The organism is Streptomyces olivochromogenes, from assembly GCF_021538895.1.
Taxonomy (GTDB): domain Bacteria; phylum Actinomycetota; class Actinomycetes; order Streptomycetales; family Streptomycetaceae; genus Streptomyces; species Streptomyces olivochromogenes_A.
Genome location: NZ_JADDRL010000004.1, coordinates 178,156 through 197,976 on the forward strand (window position 1 = coordinate 178,156; position 19,821 = coordinate 197,976).

Annotated in this window: 19 protein-coding genes; 16 read left to right on the top strand and 3 right to left on the bottom strand. The window is 71.3% G+C overall.

The features are described from left to right. The first annotated feature begins 184 nt into the window (after positions 1-184). Positions 185-679, top strand: a complete 495-nt coding sequence (locus IPZ69_RS03570) for an ATP-binding protein (protein ID WP_235452180.1) — start codon at positions 185-187, stop codon at positions 677-679. A 33-nt stretch (positions 680-712) separates the two neighbouring features. On the opposite strand, the gene idi is transcribed toward IPZ69_RS03570, so the two are convergent. From idi to galE, 3 genes are all read right to left on the bottom strand, one after another. Then, on the bottom strand, positions 713-1,306 hold the full coding sequence (gene idi, locus IPZ69_RS03575; RefSeq protein WP_235452159.1) for an isopentenyl-diphosphate Delta-isomerase: 594 nt from the start codon (positions 1,304-1,306) through the stop codon (positions 713-715). A gap of 252 nt (positions 1,307-1,558) precedes the next feature. After that, positions 1,559-2,500 (bottom strand): cation diffusion facilitator family transporter, encoded by a 942-nt coding sequence (locus tag IPZ69_RS03580; RefSeq protein ID WP_235452160.1) that lies wholly within the window; start codon positions 2,498-2,500, stop codon positions 1,559-1,561. 146 nt (positions 2,501-2,646) lie between these two features. After that, positions 2,647-3,618, bottom strand: coding sequence for a UDP-glucose 4-epimerase GalE (gene galE, locus IPZ69_RS03585; RefSeq protein ID WP_235452161.1), 972 nt, complete (start codon positions 3,616-3,618; stop codon positions 2,647-2,649). Between the two features lie 289 nt (positions 3,619-3,907). On the opposite strand from galE, the gene IPZ69_RS03590 reads away from it, so the two are divergent. From IPZ69_RS03590 to hpnH, 15 genes are all read left to right on the top strand, one after another. Then, positions 3,908-5,725 carry a DUF5941 domain-containing protein gene (locus IPZ69_RS03590; protein WP_235452162.1) on the top strand — a complete coding sequence of 606 codons (1,818 nt, stop codon included), beginning with the start codon at positions 3,908-3,910 and terminating at the stop codon, positions 5,723-5,725. Next, entirely contained in the window at positions 5,722-6,474 is a 753-nt protein-coding gene (locus tag IPZ69_RS03595; RefSeq protein ID WP_235452163.1) for a phosphocholine cytidylyltransferase family protein, read from the top strand. Before IPZ69_RS03590 ends, IPZ69_RS03595 begins: the two co-directional genes overlap by 4 nt. Then, positions 6,462-7,523, top strand: coding sequence for an iron-containing alcohol dehydrogenase family protein (locus IPZ69_RS03600; protein WP_235452164.1), 1,062 nt, complete (start codon positions 6,462-6,464; stop codon positions 7,521-7,523). Before IPZ69_RS03595 ends, IPZ69_RS03600 begins: the two co-directional genes overlap by 13 nt. Then, positions 7,501-8,280: a CDP-alcohol phosphatidyltransferase family protein gene (locus IPZ69_RS03605; protein WP_235452165.1), complete on the top strand. Its 780-nt coding sequence runs from the start codon at positions 7,501-7,503 to the stop codon at positions 8,278-8,280. The genes IPZ69_RS03600 and IPZ69_RS03605 overlap by 23 nt, the downstream gene beginning before the upstream one ends. 23 nt (positions 8,281-8,303) lie before the next feature. After that, positions 8,304-9,176 carry a glycosyltransferase family 2 protein gene (locus tag IPZ69_RS03610; RefSeq protein ID WP_235452181.1) on the top strand — a complete coding sequence of 291 codons (873 nt, stop codon included), beginning with the start codon at positions 8,304-8,306 and terminating at the stop codon, positions 9,174-9,176. 92 nt (positions 9,177-9,268) lie between these two features. Beyond that, complete coding sequence (locus IPZ69_RS03615) at positions 9,269-10,198, top strand: ABC transporter permease (protein ID WP_235452166.1); 930 nt, start codon at positions 9,269-9,271, stop codon at positions 10,196-10,198. After that, a complete protein-coding gene (locus IPZ69_RS03620) occupies positions 10,191-10,979 on the top strand; it encodes an ABC transporter ATP-binding protein (protein ID WP_235452167.1) in 789 nt (262 codons plus the stop codon). The genes IPZ69_RS03615 and IPZ69_RS03620 overlap by 8 nt, the downstream gene beginning before the upstream one ends. A 328-nt stretch (positions 10,980-11,307) precedes the next feature. Beyond that, the gene (gene hpnC / locus IPZ69_RS03625; protein ID WP_235452168.1) at positions 11,308-12,240 is read left to right on the top strand and encodes a squalene synthase HpnC; all 933 of its coding nucleotides are present in this window, start codon (positions 11,308-11,310) and stop codon (positions 12,238-12,240) included. Then, entirely contained in the window at positions 12,237-13,187 is a 951-nt protein-coding gene (hpnD, locus tag IPZ69_RS03630) for a presqualene diphosphate synthase HpnD (protein WP_235452169.1), read from the top strand. Before hpnC ends, hpnD begins: the two co-directional genes overlap by 4 nt. Beyond that, positions 13,187-13,327 (top strand): DUF6380 family protein, encoded by a 141-nt coding sequence (locus tag IPZ69_RS47690; protein ID WP_374292706.1) that lies wholly within the window; start codon positions 13,187-13,189, stop codon positions 13,325-13,327. Before hpnD ends, IPZ69_RS47690 begins: the two co-directional genes overlap by 1 nt. Continuing rightward, positions 13,324-14,751, top strand: coding sequence for a hydroxysqualene dehydroxylase HpnE (gene hpnE, locus IPZ69_RS03635; RefSeq protein ID WP_235452170.1), 1,428 nt, complete (start codon positions 13,324-13,326; stop codon positions 14,749-14,751). The genes IPZ69_RS47690 and hpnE overlap by 4 nt, the downstream gene beginning before the upstream one ends. A 68-nt stretch (positions 14,752-14,819) precedes the next feature. Then, the gene (locus IPZ69_RS03640; protein ID WP_235452182.1) at positions 14,820-15,884 is read left to right on the top strand and encodes a polyprenyl synthetase family protein; all 1,065 of its coding nucleotides are present in this window, start codon (positions 14,820-14,822) and stop codon (positions 15,882-15,884) included. A gap of 118 nt (positions 15,885-16,002) precedes the next feature. Beyond that, positions 16,003-18,051: a squalene--hopene cyclase gene (gene shc / locus IPZ69_RS03645; RefSeq protein ID WP_235452171.1), complete on the top strand. Its 2,049-nt coding sequence runs from the start codon at positions 16,003-16,005 to the stop codon at positions 18,049-18,051. Continuing rightward, positions 18,051-18,692 carry a phosphorylase family protein gene (locus IPZ69_RS03650; protein WP_235452172.1) on the top strand — a complete coding sequence of 214 codons (642 nt, stop codon included), beginning with the start codon at positions 18,051-18,053 and terminating at the stop codon, positions 18,690-18,692. Before shc ends, IPZ69_RS03650 begins: the two co-directional genes overlap by 1 nt. Before the next feature lie 5 nt (positions 18,693-18,697). Continuing rightward, positions 18,698-19,720, top strand: a complete 1,023-nt coding sequence (gene hpnH / locus IPZ69_RS03655; RefSeq protein ID WP_235452173.1) for an adenosyl-hopene transferase HpnH — start codon at positions 18,698-18,700, stop codon at positions 19,718-19,720. The last annotated feature ends 101 nt before the right edge of the window (positions 19,721-19,821 follow it).

Genomic DNA, 19,821 nt, shown 5'->3' on the forward strand with positions numbered 1-19,821 from the left:
ACCCGAAGAGTTCGCGAAGGCAGCCCGACCAGGACAGGAGCAGTCCCACAACTGACCATGTCATACGCCAACGGTCAGAACCGCTCGATAACAGCTGACTTGTGTTCAGTCAGGCGGAGTGGAGCACGTCGTTACCAACACTCGACGTGTGGTGACAATCGAGCGCGAGGGTGGCGACCGGACGATGGAGAACCACGGGCGCGGGTACGACCCGCGCCCCCAGGGGGGCGACCGGCGGACGCCTGACCCACTGCCGTACGAGGGGGTCTGGCGGTTCACCGCCGCCGCCGTCGACGCCTCGGTCCCGCAGGCGCGACACGCCGTACGGGATCTGCTCCTGCGCCAGGGCGTGCCGGTCTCGGACGACCTGGTGCACGGACTGCTGCTGATCGTCTCCGAACTGGTCACCAACGCGGTCAAGCACGCGGCGCTGCTGTCGCCGATGCTCGCCGTGGAGGTGGCCGTCGGGGCCGAGTGGGTGCGGGTGTCGGTGGAGGACAACCATCCCTACCGCCCGACCGCCCTGGAGGCCGACCACGGCCAGACGGGCGGCCGGGGCCTGCTCCTGGTCCGCGAGGTGGCCCGCGAGGCGGGCGGGGCCGTCGACGTCGAGCACACGTCGAGCGGCGGCAAGGTGATCTGGGCCGCCCTGCCGCTCAAACCCGTACGGCTCGTGTGAACCGTCGGACCCGTACCGCTCGCGTGAGCCTTCTCACCAGCCCGCGGACGGGCCCGTCAGCTCCCTGACCGCCGGGCGGGCCGCGTCCAGGACGGTCATGAACCAGGCCGAGAAGGTGTCCCTCGCGTGCCGCTGAGCCAGCTCGGCCGGGGTCACGAAGGCGGTCGCCCCGACCTCCTGCGAGTCCGGCGCGAGGGGGGCCTGCACCATGCCGACGAACAGGTGGTTGTACTCCTGCTCGACCAGGCCCGAGGCCGGGTCCGGGTGGTTGTAGCGGACCGTGCCCGCCTCGGCGAGCAGCGACGGGGAGACGCCCAGCTCCTCGTACGTCCGCCGGGCCGCCGCCGCGAAGGGCGCCTCACCGGGGTAGGGGTGGCCGCAGCAGGTGTTGGACCACACACCGGGGGAGTGGTACTTGCCGAGCGCCCGCTGCTGGAGCAGCAGCCGGCCGCGCTCGTCGAAGAGGAACACCGAGAAGGCCCGGTGCAGCTGCCCCGGCGGCTGATGGGCGGCGAGCTTCTCCGCCGTGCCGATCGTCACACCCTTCTCGTCGACGAGTTCCAGCAAAATCGCGTCCGCGGTGCCGTTCGACGAGCTGTGCGTCTCGGTGGCAGGTGTGATCGGCATACCCATCCTTCGCCTCGGTCTTCGCACCCCAAGTCTGCCGTACGAATCCGGCACTCCCGGCACTTCCCGGCACGGGCCACGCCGGAAGAGGAACCCGCGGGACGATCGTGCCCGGCCGGTGGTGCCGGGAACCCGTCGAGGGGTCTCGAACACCAGGACGCAAGGGTGACCGGGCGCCGTCGCGCTCCGGCCGCGACGAGGGCCGGCGAGGGCAGATGAAGGCCGACGAAGGCCGGGAACGGCCTCACGCCGTCAGTGACACAGCCGCGCCTCGTGCTCCGCGTGCCCGCCCGGCTCCAGCTGGAAGGTGCAGTGCTCCACGTCGAAGTGATGGCCCAGGCAGCCCTGCAGCTCGTGCAGCATCTTCTCGTGGCCGATGGCGTTCAGCACGTCCGAGCGGACCACCACGTGCGCGGACAGCACGGGCATCCCGGAGGTGATCGTCCAGGCGTGCAGGTCGTGGACGTCCTCGACGCCGTCCAGCGCCAGGATGTGGGACCGCACCTCCGCCATGTCGACGTCCTTGGGGGCCGCCTCCAGCAGCACGTCGAGGGTCTCGCGCAGCAGCTTCAGCGTACGAGGGACGATCATCACGCCGATGAGCAGCGAGGCGATCGGGTCGGCGGCCTGCCAGCCCGTGGTCAGGATCACGGCCGCCGAGACCATCACGGCCACCGAGCCCAGCGCGTCCGCGGCCACCTCCAGGAACGCTCCTCGAACGTTCAGGCTCTCCCGCTGACCCTTCATGAGCAGCGTGAGCGAGATCATGTTCGCGACCAGACCGATCGCGCCGAACACGATCATCACGCCGCCCGCGGTGTCCGCCGGCGTGAAGAACCGCTGGATCGCCTCGTACAGGACGTATCCGCCGACGCCGAGCAGCAGCAGACAGTTGGCGAGCGCCGCCAGGATCTCCGCGCGGGCGAGGCCGAAGGTGCGGTGGGCGCTCGGCGGGCGGCTCGCGAAGTGGATGGCGAGCAGCGCCATGCCCAGACCCAGGGCGTCCGTGGCCATGTGCGCCGCGTCCGCGATGAGCGCGAGTGAATCCGCGAGCACACCGCCGACGACCTCGACCACCATCACGAAGAGCGTGATCGCCAGCGCACCGCGCAGCCGCCCGCGGTACGCCGCTGCCGCCGTCCCGGTGGCCGGGGCGTGCGCGTGCGCGTGCCCGTGGTCGTGCCCAACCCCCATGAGACGCACCCTCCTGTGTTCCGCCCTGTGTTCCGCCCGGGATCACAGTGAACTACGGGTGGGGGGTATCCGGCAACGCGGCACTGAACACCGTTGTCATGTGCCCTGACCTGCGGAAACGAACCGCAGGTCAGGGTGGTGCCGGCTCACTGGCCGTGGTGCAGCCGCCAGCCCTGCCAGGCGGACCCGACCATCTCGGGCACGGTGCGCCGGGCCCGCCAGCCCAGTTCCCCGGCGGCCCGTGCGGCCGAGGCGACCGCGCGCGGGGCGTCACCGGGGCGGCGGCCCTCGACGACGGGCGCGCGCCGGTCGCCGGTGACCTCGCCGATGACCGAGATCAGTTCGCGGACCGAAACGCCCTCACCGCGCCCGATGTTCACGGTCAGGTCGCCGGCCGGGCCCGCCCCGGCGAGCCGCCGGGCCGCCGCGAGGTGCGCCTCGGCGAGATCGGCCACGTGGATGTAGTCCCGGACGCAGGTGCCGTCCGGGGTGGGGTAGTCGTCGCCGAAGATCCGTGGGGCCTCGTCGCGGGTGAGCCGGTCGAAGACCATGGGGACGATGTTGAAGACGCCCATGTCGGCCAGCTCGGGGGCGGCCGCGCCCGCCACGTTGAAGTAGCGCAGGCACACCGTCGCGATGCCGTGCGCCCGGCCCGCCGCCCGGACGAGCCACTCACCGGTGAGCTTGGTCTCGCCGTACGGGTTCACCGGGGCGCACGGGGTGTCCTCTGTGATCAGGTCCACATCCGGGTTGCCGTAGACCGCCGCCGACGAGGAGAACAGGAACCGCTCGATCCCGGCCTCGGCGACCGCGTCCAGGAGCGTGCCGAGACCGCCCACGTTCTCCCGGTAGTAGTAGGTGGGGCGGTCCACCGACTCGGCGACCTGCTTGCGGGCCGCGAGATGCACCACACCGGTCACCTCGTGCTCGGCGAAGACCCGCCTCAGCAGGTCCGCGTCCATCGTGGAACCCGTGACGAGCGGCACGTCCGCCGGGAGCCGCGCGGGCACTCCGGCCGACAGGTCGTCCAGCGCCACGACGCGCTCCCCGTCGGCCGCCATGGCCCGCGCCACATGCGCCCCGATGTATCCGGCACCGCCGGTGATCAGCCAAGTCATGGTCGCCCACCCTATGCCGACGGCTCACCGGGCCCACCGGTGTCCCGGATGCCCGGTCCCGGTGGATACGCGGGCCGTGGTTTGTGGGGCGGACCCTTGATCACCCATGATGATCGCGGCAAAGGCCAGTACAGACCGCGTCGACCTGTCCGTGAACGGTCGGTGAACACAATCTTCCGGTCATCCGATAGCCTCTGCCGACAATGCCGCCCGGCTGTCACGGACAAGCGGCGCACCCAGCACGCAGACGACCGGCGCAGGCGCGTCGGCACCCAGGGAGTGAGTTCGGTTGTCGACCGCCATCGTGACCGGTCAGCCGGTCCCCGGATCGTCGCTCGAAGGCGATCTGCGGTCCCTCGGCTTCGAGGTGCGGGTGGCCGCGGACGCCGCCGACACCGAGATGCTCCTCGCCGCCGTCCCGGCGGACCAGCGGGTGGCCCTCGTCGACTCCCGCTTCGTCGGGCACCCGCACGCGCTGCGCCTCGGCCTGACCGACCCCCGCTTCCCGCTCGCCGCGGTCACCGGCGCCGTGACCGCGCAGCCGGCCGGCCGTGAGGCCCTGACCCGGGCGATGGCGCGGGAGGCCTCGGCCGGCGGTGGCACGGCGGTCGCCGTCGACAGCCTCGCCGACCGGATCGTCACCGCCCTCGGCACCGACGGCGCCGAGGTGCACCGCCCCGAGCTCGGCAGCCTCGTCGCCGCCGTCCCCGCCGACCCGCAGGCCCGCAACGAGGCACGGCAGGCCGTGGACGCCGTCGACGACGAGGCCGTACGCCTGAAGTCGGCCGTGAAGGCCCGCGACGGCTTCTTCACCACGTTCTTCATCAGCCCGTACTCGCGCTACCTCGCCCGCTGGTGCGCGCGCCGCGGTCTGACCCCGAACCAGGTCACCACGGCCTCGCTGCTCACCGCGCTGATCGCGGCCGGCTGCGCGGCCACCGGCACCCGGCCCGGCTTCGTCGCCGCCGGTGTCCTGCTGATCTTCTCGTTCGTCCTGGACTGCACCGACGGCCAGCTCGCCCGCTACTCCCTGCAGTACTCCACGCTGGGCGCCTGGCTCGACGCGACCTTCGACCGGGCCAAGGAGTACGCGTACTACGCGGGCCTCGCGCTCGGCGCGGCGCGCGGCGGCGACGACGTATGGGCCCTCGCGCTCGGCGCGATGATCCTGCAGACCTGCCGGCACGTGGTGGATTTCTCCTTCAACGAGGCGAACGTCGGGGATCCCGACGCCACCGCCAACACCAGCCCCACCGCGGCCCTGTCCGGCAAGCTCGACAGTGTCGGCTGGACGGTCTGGGCGCGCCGGATGATAGTCCTGCCCATCGGCGAACGATGGGCCATGATCGCCGTCCTGACGGCGCTGACGACTCCCCGGATCACCCTCTACGCGCTGCTCGTCGGCTGCGCCCTCGCTGCGACATACACCACAGCGGGACGCGTGCTGCGGTCCCTGACCCGCAGGGCGCGGCGGACCGACCGGGCCGCGCTGGCGCTGGCGGACCTCGCCGACTTTGGCCCGCTCGCCCAGGGCCTCGCCCGCGTCCTGGGCAGGGGCCTGCCCGGCTTCGCGGTCCCCGCCGTCGCCCTGCTCGGCGGCGCCGCCGTGGTGACCGCCTCCGCGCTCACCGGCTTCGGCGGGGCGCTGCCCGTCGCCGCGGCCGCCTTCTACGTCCTGACCTCGGCGCTTGCCGTCGCCCGCCCGCTCAAGGGCGCCCTCGACTGGCTGGTCCCGCCCTTCTTCCGGGCCGCCGAATACGGCACCGTGCTCGCCCTCGCGGTTGAAGCGGGGGTGAACAGAGCGCTTCCCGCGACTTTCGGCCTGGTGGCCGCCGTCGCCTACCATCACTACGACACGGTGTACCGCATCCGCGGCAACGCCGGAGCGCCGCCGGCCTGGCTGGTGCGCGCGATCGGGGGGCAGGAGGGGCGCACGCTGCTCGTCACGGTGCTCGCCGCGCTGCTCACCCCTGCGCAGTTCAGGGGCGCGCTCACGGTCCTCGCCGTGGCCGTCGCCCTCGTGGTGCTCGTCGAGAGCATCCGGTTCTGGGTGACCGCCCACAAGGGTGGCGCGCCCGCCGTACACGATGAAGGAGAACCCGCATGATCGGCCTCGTGCTGGCGGCCGGCGCCGGAAGGCGCCTGCGCCCCTACACCGACAGCCTTCCCAAGGCTCTGGTGCCGGTGGGCCCCGCGGGTATAGAGGACTCGATCACGGTGCTCGACCTCACACTCGGCAACTTCGCCGAGATCGGCCTGACCGAGGTCGCGATCATCGTCGGCTACCGCAAGGAGGCCGTGTACGAGCGCAAGGCGGCGCTGGAGGCGAAGTACGGCCTCCAGCTCACCCTCATCGACAACGACAAGGCCGAGGAGTGGAACAACGCCTACTCCCTGTGGTGCGGCCGTGACGCCCTCAAGGACGGTGTGATCCTCGCCAACGGCGACACCGTGCACCCGGTCTCCGTCGAGAAGACGCTGCTCGCCGCCCGCGGCGACGGCAAGAAGATCATCCTCGCCCTCGACACGGTGAAGTCGCTGGCCGACGAGGAGATGAAGGTCGTCGTCCACCCCGAGAAGGGCATGACGAAGATCACCAAGCTGATGGACCCCGCCGAGGCCACCGGCGAGTACATCGGCGTCACCCTCATCGAGGGCGACGCCGCCCCCGAACTGGCCGACGCGCTGAAGACCGTGTGGCAGTCCGACCCGCAGCAGTTCTACGAGCACGGCTACCAGGAGCTCGTCAACCGCGGCTTCCGGATCGACACGGCGCCGATCGGCGACGTCCGGTGGGTCGAGATCGACAACCACGACGATCTCGCCAGGGGACGGGAGATCGCGTGCCAGTACTGACCCGGCTCATCCCGTCGCCGGTCGTCGTGGACATCCGCCCGGGTGCCCTCGACGACCTGGCCTCCGTGCTCGCCGACCAGCGCATCTCGCAGTCCGGCCGGCTCGCCGTCGCGGTCAGCGGCGGCTCCGGCGCGCAACTGGCCCGGCGCATCGCCCCCTCGCTGCCCGGCGCCAGCTGGTACGAGGTCGGCGGCGGCACCCTCGACGACGCCATCCGGCTGGCCGGCGACATCAAGGCCGGCCGCTACGACGCGGTCGTGGGCCTCGGCGGCGGCAAGATCATCGACTGCGCCAAGTTCGCGGCGGCCCGGGTGGGTCTCCCGCTGGTCGCCGTGCCGACGAACCTCGCGCACGACGGCCTGTGCTCGCCGGTCGCGACCCTCGACAACGACGCGGGCCGCGGCTCCTACGGCGTGCCGAACCCGATCGCGGTCGTGATCGACCTGGACGTGATCCGCCAGGCGCCGGCCCGGTTCGTGCGCGCCGGGATCGGTGACGCCGTCTCCAACATCAACTCGATCGCGGACTGGGAGCTGTCCAACCGCGTCACCGGCGAGAAGATCGACGGCCTCGCCTCCGCCATGGCCCGCCAGGCGGGCGAGGCGGTGCTGCGCCACCCCGGCGGCATCGGGGACAGCGACTTCCTCCAGGTGCTCGCCGAGGCGCTGGTCCTCACCGGCATCGCGATGTCGATCTCGGGCGACTCCCGGCCCGCCTCGGGCTCCTGCCACGAGATCAACCACGCCTTCGACCTGCTCTTCCCCAAGCGCGCCGCGAGCCACGGCGAGCAGTGCGGCCTGGGGGCGGCCTTCGCGATGTACCTGCGCGGGGCCCACGAGGAGTCGGTGTACATGGCCGAGGTCCTGCGCCGGCACGGGCTGCCCGTGCTGCCGGAGGAGATCGGCTTCACCGTCGACGAGTTCGTCCGGGTCGTCGAGTTCGCCCCGGAGACCCGGCCCGGCCGCTACACGATCCTCGAACACCTCGACCTCAAGACCCACCAGATCAAGGACATCTACGTCGACTATGTCAAGGCCATCGGTAGCTGAACTCCGTCCGGTCGTCCACCCCGCGGGGGTGAAGGACCGGCGCAGCGGTGAGCACTGGGCGGGACGCCTCTACATGCGCGAGGTGTCCCTGCGCGTCGACCGCTATCTGGTGAACACCAGGGTCACGCCCAACCAGCTCACGTACCTGATGACCGTCTGCGGTGTGCTCGCGGCCCCGGCCCTGCTGGTGCCGGGGATCGCGGGCGCCGTGCTCGGCGTGGTCGCCACCCAGCTGTACCTGCTGCTGGACTGCGTCGACGGCGAGATCGCCCGCTGGAAGAAGCAGTACTCGCTCGGCGGGGTCTATCTGGACCGGGTCGGCGCCTATCTGACCGACGCGGCCGTCCTGGTCGGCCTCGGCCTGCGCGCCGCCGACCTGTGGGGGAGCGGGCGCGTCGACTGGCTGTGGGCCTTCCTCGGCACCCTCGCCGCGCTCGGCGCGATCCTGATCAAGGCCGAGACCGACCTGGTCGGCGTCGCCCGGCACCAGGCCGGCCTGGAGCCGGTCAAGGAGGCGGCGTCCGAGCCGCGTTCGTCCGGCATGGCGCTGGCCCGCCGGGCCGCCGCGGCCCTCAAGTTCCACCGGCTGATCCTCGGCATCGAGGCCTCCCTGCTGATCCTGCTCCTCGCCATCGCGGACCAGATCAGGGGCGACCTGTTCTTCACCCGGCTCGGCACCGCCGTGCTCGCCGGGATCGCACTGCTGCAGACCGTGCTGCACCTGGTGTCCATCCTCGCGTCGAGCAGGCTGAGGTGAGCGCCGTGGACATCTCGGCCCCGCTGAAGGTCGGCGCGGTGATCATCACCATGGGCAACCGCCCCGACGAGCTCAGGGCACTGCTCGACTCGGTCGCCAAGCAGGACGGCGACCGGGTCCAGGTGGTCGTCGTCGGCAACGGCTCGCCGGTCCCGGACGTCCCCGAGGGCGTGCGGACGTTGGAGCTGCCCGAGAACCTGGGCATCCCCGGCGGCCGCAACGTCGGCACGGAGGCCTTCGGCCCCAGCGGCCGCGACGTCGACATATTGCTGTTCCTCGACGACGACGGCCTCCTCGCCACGCACGACACCGCCGAACTGTGCCGGCAGGCCTTCGCCGCCGACCCGGACCTCGGCATCATCAGTTTCCGCATCGCCGACCCGGACACCGGCGTCACCCAGCGCCGGCACGTGCCGCGGCTGCGCGCCGCCGACCCGATGCGCTCCTCCCGGGTCACCACTTTCCTCGGCGGCGCCAACGCGGTGCGCACCCGGGTCTTCGCCGAAGTCGGCGGTCTGCCCGACGAGTTCTTCTACGCGCACGAGGAGACCGACCTGGCCTGGCGGGCCCTCGACGCCGGCTGGATGATCGACTACCGGTCCGACATGGTGCTCTACCACCCGACGACCGCGCCCTCCCGGCACGCGGTGTACCACCGCATGGTCGCCCGCAACCGCGTCTGGCTGGCCCGCCGCAACCTCCCCGCGCTCCTGGTCCCCGTCTACCTCGGGGTCTGGATGGCGCTCACCCTGCTGCGCCGCCCCTCCCGGCCGGCCCTGAAGGCATGGTTCGGCGGTTTCCGGGAAGGCTGGGCCGGACCGTGCGGTCCCCGCAGGCCCATGAAGTGGCGTACGGTGTGGCGGCTGACCCGACTGGGCCGGCCCCCCGTCATCTGACAAGCTCGTCCATGGGACGCCGCGCACGACGAAGCGGCCTCCGGGCGAACCGAAGACGACGAAGACGACCTCGAAGACGAAAGTTTCCACCCGTGAGTGAGACCACCCATGACGTCGGAGTCGCGGTGACCGCGGCTCCGTCGCCCGACGAGGGACTGACGGCGACCCAGCTCGCCGCCAAGTACGGGCTCGCCGTGAGCGGCGCCCGGCCATCGCTCGTCGAGTACGTCCGTCAGCTGTGGGGTCGGCGGCACTTCATCCTCGCCTTCTCCCAGGCGAAGCTGACCGCCCAGTACAGCCAGGCCAAGCTCGGCCAGTTGTGGCAGGTGGCCACACCGCTGCTGAACGCCGGCGTGTACTACTTCGTCTTCGGCGTCATCCTGCACGCGAGCCGGGGCATGTCCCAGGACATCTACATCCCGTTCCTGGTCACGGGTGTGTTCGTGTTCACCTTCAGCCAGAGCTCGATCATGTCCGGCGTGCGCGCGATCTCCGGGAACCTCGGCCTGGTGCGGGCGCTGCACTTCCCGCGCGCCTCGCTGCCCATCTCCTTCGCGCTCCAGCAGCTCCAGCAGCTGCTCTTCTCGATGATCGTGCTGTTCGTCGTCGCGATCGGCTTCGGCAGCTACCCGAGCCTGTCCTGGCTGCTGATCCTTCCGATCCTGGCGCTGCAGTTCCTCTTCAACACCGGGCTCGCGCTGGCCGTGGCCCGGATGGGCGCCAAGACCCCGGACCTCGCCCAGCTGATGCCGTTCATCCTGCGCACCTGGATGTACATGTCCGGCGTCATGTTCTCGATCAACCACATGATGGCCGGCCGCCCGGAGTGGGTGGTCCGCGCGATGGAGGTCAACCCGGCCGCCGTCTTCATGGACCTGATGCGCTTCGCGCTCATCGACGGCTACGGCGCCTCGAACCTCCCGCCGCACGTGTGGGCCATCGCCCTCTTCTGGGCCGTGGCCGTCTTCGCCGGCGGCTTCGTGTACTTCTGGAAGGCGGAGGAGCGGTACGGCCGTGGCTGAACAGAACGACGACAACATCGGGGCCAAGATCCCCACCGTCATCTCGGACGAGCTGCACATCGTCTACCGCGTGCACGGCGCCAAGACCGGCAAGGGCAGCGCCACCGCCGCGCTCAGCCGCATACTCAAGCGGGGGGAGGAGCGGGGCGTACGCAAGGTGCACGCCGTGCGCGGTGTCTCCTTCGTCGCCTACCGGGGCGAGGCCATCGGCCTGATCGGCTCCAACGGCTCCGGCAAGTCCACCCTGCTGCGCGCCATCGCCGGCCTGCTGCCCGCCGAGAAGGGCAAGGTCTTCACCGACGGCCAGCCCTCGCTGCTCGGCGTCAACGCGGCCCTCATGAACGACCTCACGGGCGAGCGGAACATCATCCTGGGCGGGCTCGCGATGGGCATGTCCCGGGAGCAGGTCAAGGAGCGCTATCAGGACATCGTCGACTTCTCGGGCATCAACGAGAAGGGCGACTTCATCACCCTGCCGATGCGCACCTACTCCTCCGGCATGGCGGCCCGTCTCCGCTTCTCCATCGCCGCCGCCAAGGACCACGACGTCCTCATGATCGACGAGGCGCTGGCCACCGGTGACCGCAAGTTCCAGAAGCGCTCCGAGGAACGCATCCGGGAGCTGCGCAAGGAAGCCGGCACCGTGTTTCTGGTCAGTCACAACAACAAGTCCATCCGCGACACCTGCAACCGCGTCCTGTGGCTGGAGCGCGGTGAGCTGCGCATGGACGGCCCGACCGACGAGGTGCTCAAGGAGTACGAGAAGTTCACGGGCAAGTAGCCCGCAGCGCCGAGGGCCCCGCCGGAACCTTTCCGGCGGGGCCCGCGTCTGCAAAGGAAGCGTCAACTCGGTCTGGGCTTAGGAATCTTGACGCCAATCGGTGTGTTGTTGTGATGTGCAGGACACCCCGACGGACCTCGCTGCGTTGTACAACGTAAGCTGTACCGGTCCCCGAATGCGGCAAGTAGGGCCATAATGCACGACACCCGCACCCGGGCCGCCCCACGGACGGCCGGGCGGCGTGTCCGAAATAGTGTGTATCGGATCGGCAGTGTAGAACGGGAGATGTGACGGCAATGGCTACGGAAACTCCCCAGCTCAACGCAGCATGTGCCGTCCTCGCCGCGGGCAGCGTGCGGTGACGCGAACGCACCCCGCGCCCTCCGGTGATCCGGAGCGCGGCACGCTGGACAAGGCCGCGGACGAGAACTTCCCGGTGGCCCCGTTCTTCCTGCCCAAGGCCTGGCGCGACGACCTCATGGCGGTGTACGGCTTCGCCCGCCTCGTCGACGACATCGGTGACGGCGATCTGGCCCCGGGCGGCGCCGACGCCGCCCTGCTCGGCGTGTCGGCCGCCGAGGCCGAGGACCGGCTCGCGCTGCTCGACGCCTTCGAGGCCGATCTGCACCGCGTGTTCGACTCCACCCCGCAGCACCCGATCCTGCGCCGCCTCCAGCCCACCGTCGAGCGCCACTCGCTCACCCCCGAACCCTTCCTCGGTCTGATCGCCGCCAACCGCCAGGACCAGCTCGTCTCCCGGTACGAGACCTACGAGGACCTCCTCGCCTACTGCGAACTGTCGGCCAACCCCGTCGGCCGCCTCGTCCTCGCCGTCACCGGCACCACGACCCCCGAGCGGGTCCGGCGCTCCGACTCGATCTGCACGGCACTGCAGATCGTGGAACACCTCCAGGACGTCGCCGAGGACCTCGGCCGCGACCGGATCTACCTGCCCGCCACGGACATGAAGCGCTTTCACGTCCAGGAGGCGGATCTCGCCGCGGAAACCGCGAGCGCATCGGTGCGCGCCCTGGTTGCATACGAAGCGCAACGCGCCGGCGATCTGCTGAATGAAGGCGCCCCCCTGGTGGGTAGCGTCCACGGCAGATTGAGGCTGCTGCTCGCGGGGTTCGTGGCGGGGGGAAGGGCGGCGATCCACGCGGTCGCCGCCGCTGATTACGACGTACTTCCCGGCCCGCCCAAGCCCGGCAAGGTCCAGCTGCTGCGCGAGGTGGGCGTGATTCTGCGAGGAGAGGGGTGATCCGGACCGTGGACTCAGCACACGTGTCCGCACCGGTACTCGCCGCCTACAGCTACTGCGAGGCCGTCACCGGGCAGCAGGCCCGTAACTTCGCGTACGGCATCAGGCTGTTGCCGACGCCGAAGCGCCGCGCGATGTCGGCGCTGTACGCGTTTTCCCGGCGCGTCGACGACATCGGCGACGGCGCGCTGGCCAACGATGTCAAGGTCGCGCGGCTGGAGGACACCCGGTCGCTGCTCGGCCGGATCCGCGAGGACGCGGTCGGCGAGGACGACACCGACCCGGTCGCCGTGGCCCTGGCGCACGCCTCCCGGGCGTTCCCGATCCCGCTCGGCGGCCTGGACGAACTCATCGACGGCGTCCAGATGGACGTACGCGGCGAGACGTACGAGACCTGGGACGACCTGAAGGTCTACTGCCGCTGTGTGGCCGGCGCCATCGGGCGTCTGTCCCTCGGCGTGTTCGGTACGGAACCGGGGGCGCACGGCGCCGAGCGCGCACCCGAATACGCCGACACGCTCGGGCTCGCGCTGCAGCTGACCAACATCCTCAGGGACGTCCGCGAGGACGCCGAGGGCGGGCGCACCTACCTGCCCGCGGACGATCTCGCGAAGTTCGGCTGCTCGGCCGGGTTCAACGGGCCGACCCCACCGGAGGGCTCCGACTTCGCGGGCCTCGTGCACTTCGAAGTGCGCCGGGCCCGCGCCCTTTTCGCCGAGGGCTACCGGCTGCTCCCCATGCTCGACCGGCGCAGCGGCGCCTGTGTCGCCGCCATGGCCGGCATCTACCGCCGCCTGCTCGACCGCATCGAGCGCGAGCCGGAGGCCGTGCTGCGCGGCCGGGTCTCGCTGCCCGGACGCGAGAAGGCGTACGTCGCCGTGCGCGGACTGTCCGGGCTGGACACCCGTCGGCACGCCTCGCGGCGGACCGTCAGGAGGCGTGCCTGATGGACAGTCCGGTTCCAGGCGACTCCACCGGAGAAAAGCGGCACGCAACCCTCCGGTGCGGCGCGGCGTCCCTGACTGCGACAGCCTGCCGTGCAGTGTTCAACCAGCACGGCGGGCCCGCACGGAAGGACGCACGATGACCGACGGCACGCGGCAGGACACGCCGCAGGCGGACGACCCGGAACACTCCGGGCGCACCGCCGTCGTGGTCGGCGGCGGACTCGCCGGGATCACCGCCGCGCTCGCCCTCGCGGACGCGGGCGTCCGGGTCACCCTGCTCGAAGGCAGGCCGCGCCTGGGCGGGCTGGCCTTCTCCTTCCAACGCGGCGACCTGACCGTCGACAACGGCCAGCACGTGTACCTGCGCTGCTGCACCGCCTACCGCTGGTTCCTCGACCGGGTCGACGGCACGGCGCTGGCGCCACTGCAGGATCGTCTCGACGTGCCCGTTCTCGACGTTTCCAAGCCCGCGGGCCGACGCCTCGGCAGGCTGCGGCGCGACCCGCTGCCCGTACCCCTGCACCTGGGCCGGAGCCTGGCCGCCTACCCGCACCTGTCGCTCGCCGAGCGGGCCAGGGTGGGGCGTGCCGCGCTCGCGCTCAAGGGGCTCGACCTCGCCGATCCGACCCTGGACACCCAGGACTTCGGCAGCTGGCTGGCCGGACACGGCCAGTCGGCGCGTGCCGTCGAGGCCCTGTGGGACCTGGTCGGGGTCGCCACCCTCAACGCGGTCGCGGGCGACGCCTCGCTGGGGCTCGCCGCGATGGTGTTCAAGACCGGTCTGCTGTCCGACCCGGGCGCGGCCGACATCGGCTGGGCGCGCGTCCCGCTGGGTGAACTGCACGACCGGCTGGCCCGCAAGGCGCTCGACTCCGCGGGCGTGCGTACCGGGGTCCGTACACGCGTCACCTCCATCTCTACCAACGAAAACGGAAGTTGGAGCGTTCAGGTTCCCGGCGAGACACTCGTGGCCGACGTGGTCGTGCTCGCCGTACCGCAGCGCGAGGCCCACGAGCTGCTGCCGCCCGGCGCCCTCGACGCCCCCCAGAACCTCCTGGCGATCGACACCGCGCCGATCCTCAACGTCCATGTCGTCTACGACCGCAAGGTGCTCGCCAAGCCGTTCTTCGCGGCGCTCGGCACCCCGGTGCAGTGGGTCTTCGACCGCACCGAGGCGTCCGGGCTGCGCGCGGGCCAGTACCTCGCCCTGTCCCAGTCCGCCGCGCGGGACGAGATCGACGAGCCGGTCGCCGTGCTGCGGGAGCGCTATCTGCCCGAGCTGGAGCGATTGCTGCCCGCCGCGCGCGGCGCGCAGGTGCGGGACTTCTTCGTCACCCGGGAGCGCACGGCCACGTTCGCCCCCACCCCCGGCGTCGGGCGGCTGCGGCCCGGCGCCCGTACCAAGGCCCCCGGCCTCTACCTGGCCGGAGCGTGGACCGCCACAGGGTGGCCCGCGACCATGGAGAGTGCGGTCCGCAGTGGAGTGAGCGCGGCCGACGCCGCGCTGAGCACCCTGGGCCGGCCCCGCCCCAGCCACCTCTTCGACTTCGAGGAGGCGGCGTGATGCTCGACCGGCACACGGCAGGCCCCCGCACCCCCGGTACCGCAACAAGAGGAGAGACTGTGCCCACTGTGCCCCCGGCCTCGACGCCCGCGCGGCGGACCGCGGTGGACGTGACCGCGCTCCTGGAGCGCGGCCGGACCCTGGCCACACCGGTACTGCGGGCGGCCGTCGACCGCCTGGCACCTCCCATGGACACGGTCGCCGCCTACCACTTCGGCTGGATCGACGCCCAGGGCAATCCCGCGGACGGCGACGGCGGCAAGGCCGTGCGCCCCGCGCTCGCCGTGCTCTCCGCCGAGGTCACCGGCGCCGCGCCCGCGGTCGGCATCCCGGGCGCCGTCGCCGTCGAGCTGGTGCACAACTTCTCGCTGCTGCACGACGACCTGATGGACGGCGACGAGCAGCGCCGCCACCGTGACACCGTCTGGAAGGTGCACGGCCCCGCCCAGGCCATCCTGGTCGGCGACGCCCTGTTCGCCCTCGCCAACGAGATCCTGCTGGAGCTCGGCACCGTCGAGGCCGGCCGGGCCACCCGCCGGCTGACCACCGCCACCCGCGCCCTGATCGACGGTCAGGCGCAGGACATCTCCTACGAACACCGCGACCGGGTCAGCGTCGAGGAGTGCCTGGAGATGGAGGGCAACAAGACCGGCGCCCTGCTCGCCTGCGCCAGCTCCATCGGCGCGGTGCTCGGCGGCGCGGACGACCGCACCGCCGACACGCTGGAGAAGTACGGCTACCACCTCGGCCTCGCCTTCCAGGCCGTGGACGACCTGCTCGGCATCTGGGGCGACCCGGAGGCGACCGGCAAGCAGACCTGGAGCGACCTGCGCCAGCGCAAGAAGTCGCTGCCGGTCGTGGCCGCGCTCGCGGCGGGCGGCTCCGCCTCCGAGCGGCTCGGCGAGATGCTCGCCGCCGACGCCAAGAGCAGCGACTTCGAGAACTTCTCGGAGGAGGAGTTCGCCGCCCGCGCGGCCCTCATCGAGGAGGCGGGCGGCCGTGAGTGGACCGCCGAGGAGGCGCGCCGCCAGTACGCCATCGCCCTCGAAGCCCTCGACGCCATCGACATGCCCGCCATGGTCCGGGACCGGTTCGCGGCGCTCGCCGACTTCGTCGTCGTACGAAAGAGATGATCACTATCGGTCGAATAGCCCTCGCGTAGTCGCCGGCCGGTGGCGCGAGTCACGACGCGTACCGGCCGACGGCGGACCCACAGCAGCACGACTCGCACGACTGCACGAAGGGGAAGCCATGACAGCGACGACCGACGGAAGCCCCGGGGCACTGCCTCCCCGCGCTGCCGCGGCCAGCGAAACCGACATCACGAGCCCTGTGGCGGCCGGGGTGCACGATGCCGCCGAACGCGCCGTACAGCGGGCCACCGACTTCCTGCTGGCCGGGCAGGACGCCGAGGGCTGGTGGAAGGGCGACCTCGAAACCAACGTGACGATGGACGCCGAGGACCTGCTGCTCCGTCAGTTCCTGGGCATCCGCGACGAGGCCACGACCCAGGCCGCCGCGCTCTTCATCCGGGGCGAGCAGCGCGAGGACGGCGCCTGGGCCACCTTCTACGGCGGGCCCGGCGAACTCTCCGCCACCGTCGAGGCGTACGTCGCCCTGCGACTGGCCGGTGACGCGCCCGAAGAGCCCCACATGGCGAAGGCCTCGGCCTGGGTCCGGGAACGGGGCGGCATCGCCGCGGCGCGCGTGTTCACCCGGATCTGGCTGGCCCTGTTCGGCTGGTGGAAGTGGGAGGACCTGCCCGAACTCCCGCCGGAACTCCTCTACTTCCCCAAGTGGTTCCCGCTCAGCATCTACCGGTTCGGCTGCTGGGCGCGGCAGACCATCGTGCCCCTCACGGTCGTCTCGGCCAAGCGCCCGGTGCGTCCGGCACCCTTCCCGCTCGACGAGCTGCACACCGACCCCGACCTCCCCAACCCGCCGCAGCCGCTCGCCCCGGCGACGACCTGGGACGGCCTCTTCCAGCGCCTCGACAAGGTGGTCCGCGGCTACCGCGCCGTCGCCGTGCGCAGGCTGCGCCGGGCCGCGATGAACTCCGCCGCCCGCTGGATCGTCGAGCGCCAGGAGAACGACGGCTGCTGGGGCGGGATCCAGCCGCCCGCCGTGTACTCGATCATCGCGCTGCACCTGCTCGGCTACGACCTCCAGCACCCCGTGATGCGGGCCGGCCTGGAATCGCTGGATCGTTACGCCGTGTGGCGCGAGGACGGCGCCCGGATGATCGAGGCGTGCCAGTCGCCGGTGTGGGACACCTGCCTGGCGACCATCGCGCTCGCCGACGCGGGTGTGCCCGCCGACCACCCGCAACTCGTCAAGGCCGCCGACTGGATGCTGGGCGAGCAGATCGTGCGGCCCGGCGACTGGTCCGTGCGACGACCCCAACTGCCGCCTGGCGGCTGGGCGTTCGAGTTCCACAACGACAACTATCCCGACATCGACGACACCGCCGAGGTGGTCCTCGCGCTGCGCCGCGTCCGGCACCACGACCCGGAACGGGTCGACAAGGCGATCGGGCGCGGAGTGCGCTGGAACCTCGGGATGCAGTCCAGGAACGGCGCGTGGGGCGCCTTCGACGCCGACAACACCAGCCCGTTCCCCAACCGGCTGCCCTTCTGCGACTTCGGCGAGGTCGTCGACCCGCCCTCGGCCGACGTCACCGCGCACGTCGTCGAGATGCTCGCGGTCGAGGGCCTGGCCCACGACCCGCGCACCCGGCGGGGCATCGAGTGGCTGCTGGCCGAACAGGAGCCGGACGGCTCGTGGTTCGGGCGCTGGGGCGTCAACTACGTCTACGGCACCGGGTCGGTGGTGCCCGCCCTGACCGCCGCCGGTCTGCCCGCCTCGCATCCGGCGATCCGCCGCGCCGTGACCTGGCTGGAGACCGTCCAGAACGACGACGGCGGCTGGGGCGAGGACCTGCGCTCCTACAAGTACGTCAAGGAGTGGAGCGGCCGCGGCGCCTCCACCGCCTCGCAGACGGCATGGGCCCTGATGGCGCTGCTGGCGGCGGGGGAGCGGGACTCCAAGGCCGTGGAGCGCGGCATCGAGTGGCTCGCCACCACCCAGCGGGCGGACGGCTCCTGGGACGAGCCGTACTTCACCGGCACCGGGTTCCCCTGGGACTTCTCCATCAACTACCACCTCTACCGGCAGGTCTTCCCGCTCACCGCGCTCGGCCGCTATGTGCACGGGGAGCCCTTCACCGAGAAGGCCGATCGGATCGGCAAGCCCGCCGAGTCACCCGCCGAGGAGACCCTCGCCGAGGCCAAGGGGAGCTGATGAGCGCACAGCCCGCCACGGCCCCGCTGCTGATCGCCTGCGCGCTCGGCATCGAGCACCTCGCCCTGCGCGCGGGCGACCGCGGCGGGGCGGGCGGGCCGGTCACGGTCCTGCGGACGGGCATGGGGCCCAAGGCGGCGCAGCGCTCCGTCACCCGGGTGCTGGCCGACCCCGCACTGGCCGGCGCCGCGGTCCTGGCCACCGGCTTCTGCGCGGGGCTCGCCCCCGGCATGCACCCCGGCGACCTGGTCGTCGCCGAGGAGACCCGGGACCCGCACGGGAACGTCCCGTGCGTGGGCACCGACCTGCTCGTCAAGGAACTCGTCCGCACCTTGCCCGGGCGCACCGTCCACACCGGACCCCTCATCGGTTCCGATCACGTCGTCCGCGGTCACGAACGGTCCGATCTGCTCGCGACCGGCGCAATCGCGGTCGACATGGAGTCGGCGGCCACGCTCCTGAGCGCCGTCCGCGCAGGCGAGCGCCCGGTTGCGGCCGTCCGAGTGGTCGTGGACGCTCCTGAACACGAACTCGTCCGGATCGGCACGGTGCGCGGTGGAATATCTGCTTTCCGCGTCCTTCGTTCCGTCCTTCCCGCTTTCTTCGAATGGCACCGTTCTTTGCTGCTCCCCCGGAGGTGAGCCAGATGGCCATGCCGCTGCGTCAGTCCATCAAGGTCGCTACTTACTTGGCCGAACAGAAGCTCCGCAGGCGGGACAAGTTTCCGCTCATCGTCGAGCTGGAACCGCTCTTCGCCTGCAACCTCAAGTGCGAGGGCTGCGGCAAGATCCAGCACCCGGCCGGGGTGCTCAAGCAGCGCATGCCCGTCGCCCAGGCCGTGGGAGCGGTGCTGGAGTCCGGCGCGCCCATGGTGTCCATCGCCGGCGGCGAACCCCTGATGCACCCTCAGATCGACGAGATCGTGCGGCAGTTGGTGGCCAAGAAGAAGTACGTCTTCCTCTGCACCAACGCCATGCTGCTGCGCAAGAAGATGGACGACTTCACGCCCTCGCCGTACTTCGCCTTCGCGGTGCACATCGACGGGCTGCGTGAACGGCACGACGAGTCCGTTGCGAAGGAAGGCGTGTTCGACGAGGCCGTGGAGGCCATCAAGGAGGCCAAGCGGCGCGGCTTCCGGGTGACCACCAACTCGACCTTCTTCAACACCGACACCCCGCAGACGATCGTCGAGGTGCTCAACTTCCTCAATGACGACCTGAAGGTGGACGAGATGATGATCTCGCCCGCGTACGCCTACGAGAAGGCGCCCGACCAGGAGCACTTCCTGGGTGTGGAGCAGACCCGCGAGCTGTTCAAGAAGGCCTTCGCGGGCGGCAATCGGCGCCGCTGGCGGCTCAACCACTCGCCGCTGTTCCTCGACTTCCTGGAGGGCAAGGTCGACTTCCCCTGCACCGCGTGGGCGATCCCGAACTACTCGCTGTTCGGCTGGCAGCGCCCCTGCTACCTGATGAGCGACGGCTACGTCCCGACGTACCGCGAGCTGATCGAGAAGACGGACTGGGACAAGTACGGTCGGGGCAAGGACCCGCGCTGCGCCAACTGCATGGCGCACTGCGGCTACGAGCCCACCGCCGTCCTCGCCACCATGGGCTCCCTCAAGGAGTCGCTGCGGGCCATGCGCGAGACGGTCTCCGGGAACCGGGAGTGACGCGATGACCGCCGTACCCCTGGGCGTCCCCGAGGTGCCGCCCCGGCCGATCGCCGAGCGCCGCAAGAGCCGGCAGATCATGGTCGGGTCCGTGGCGGTCG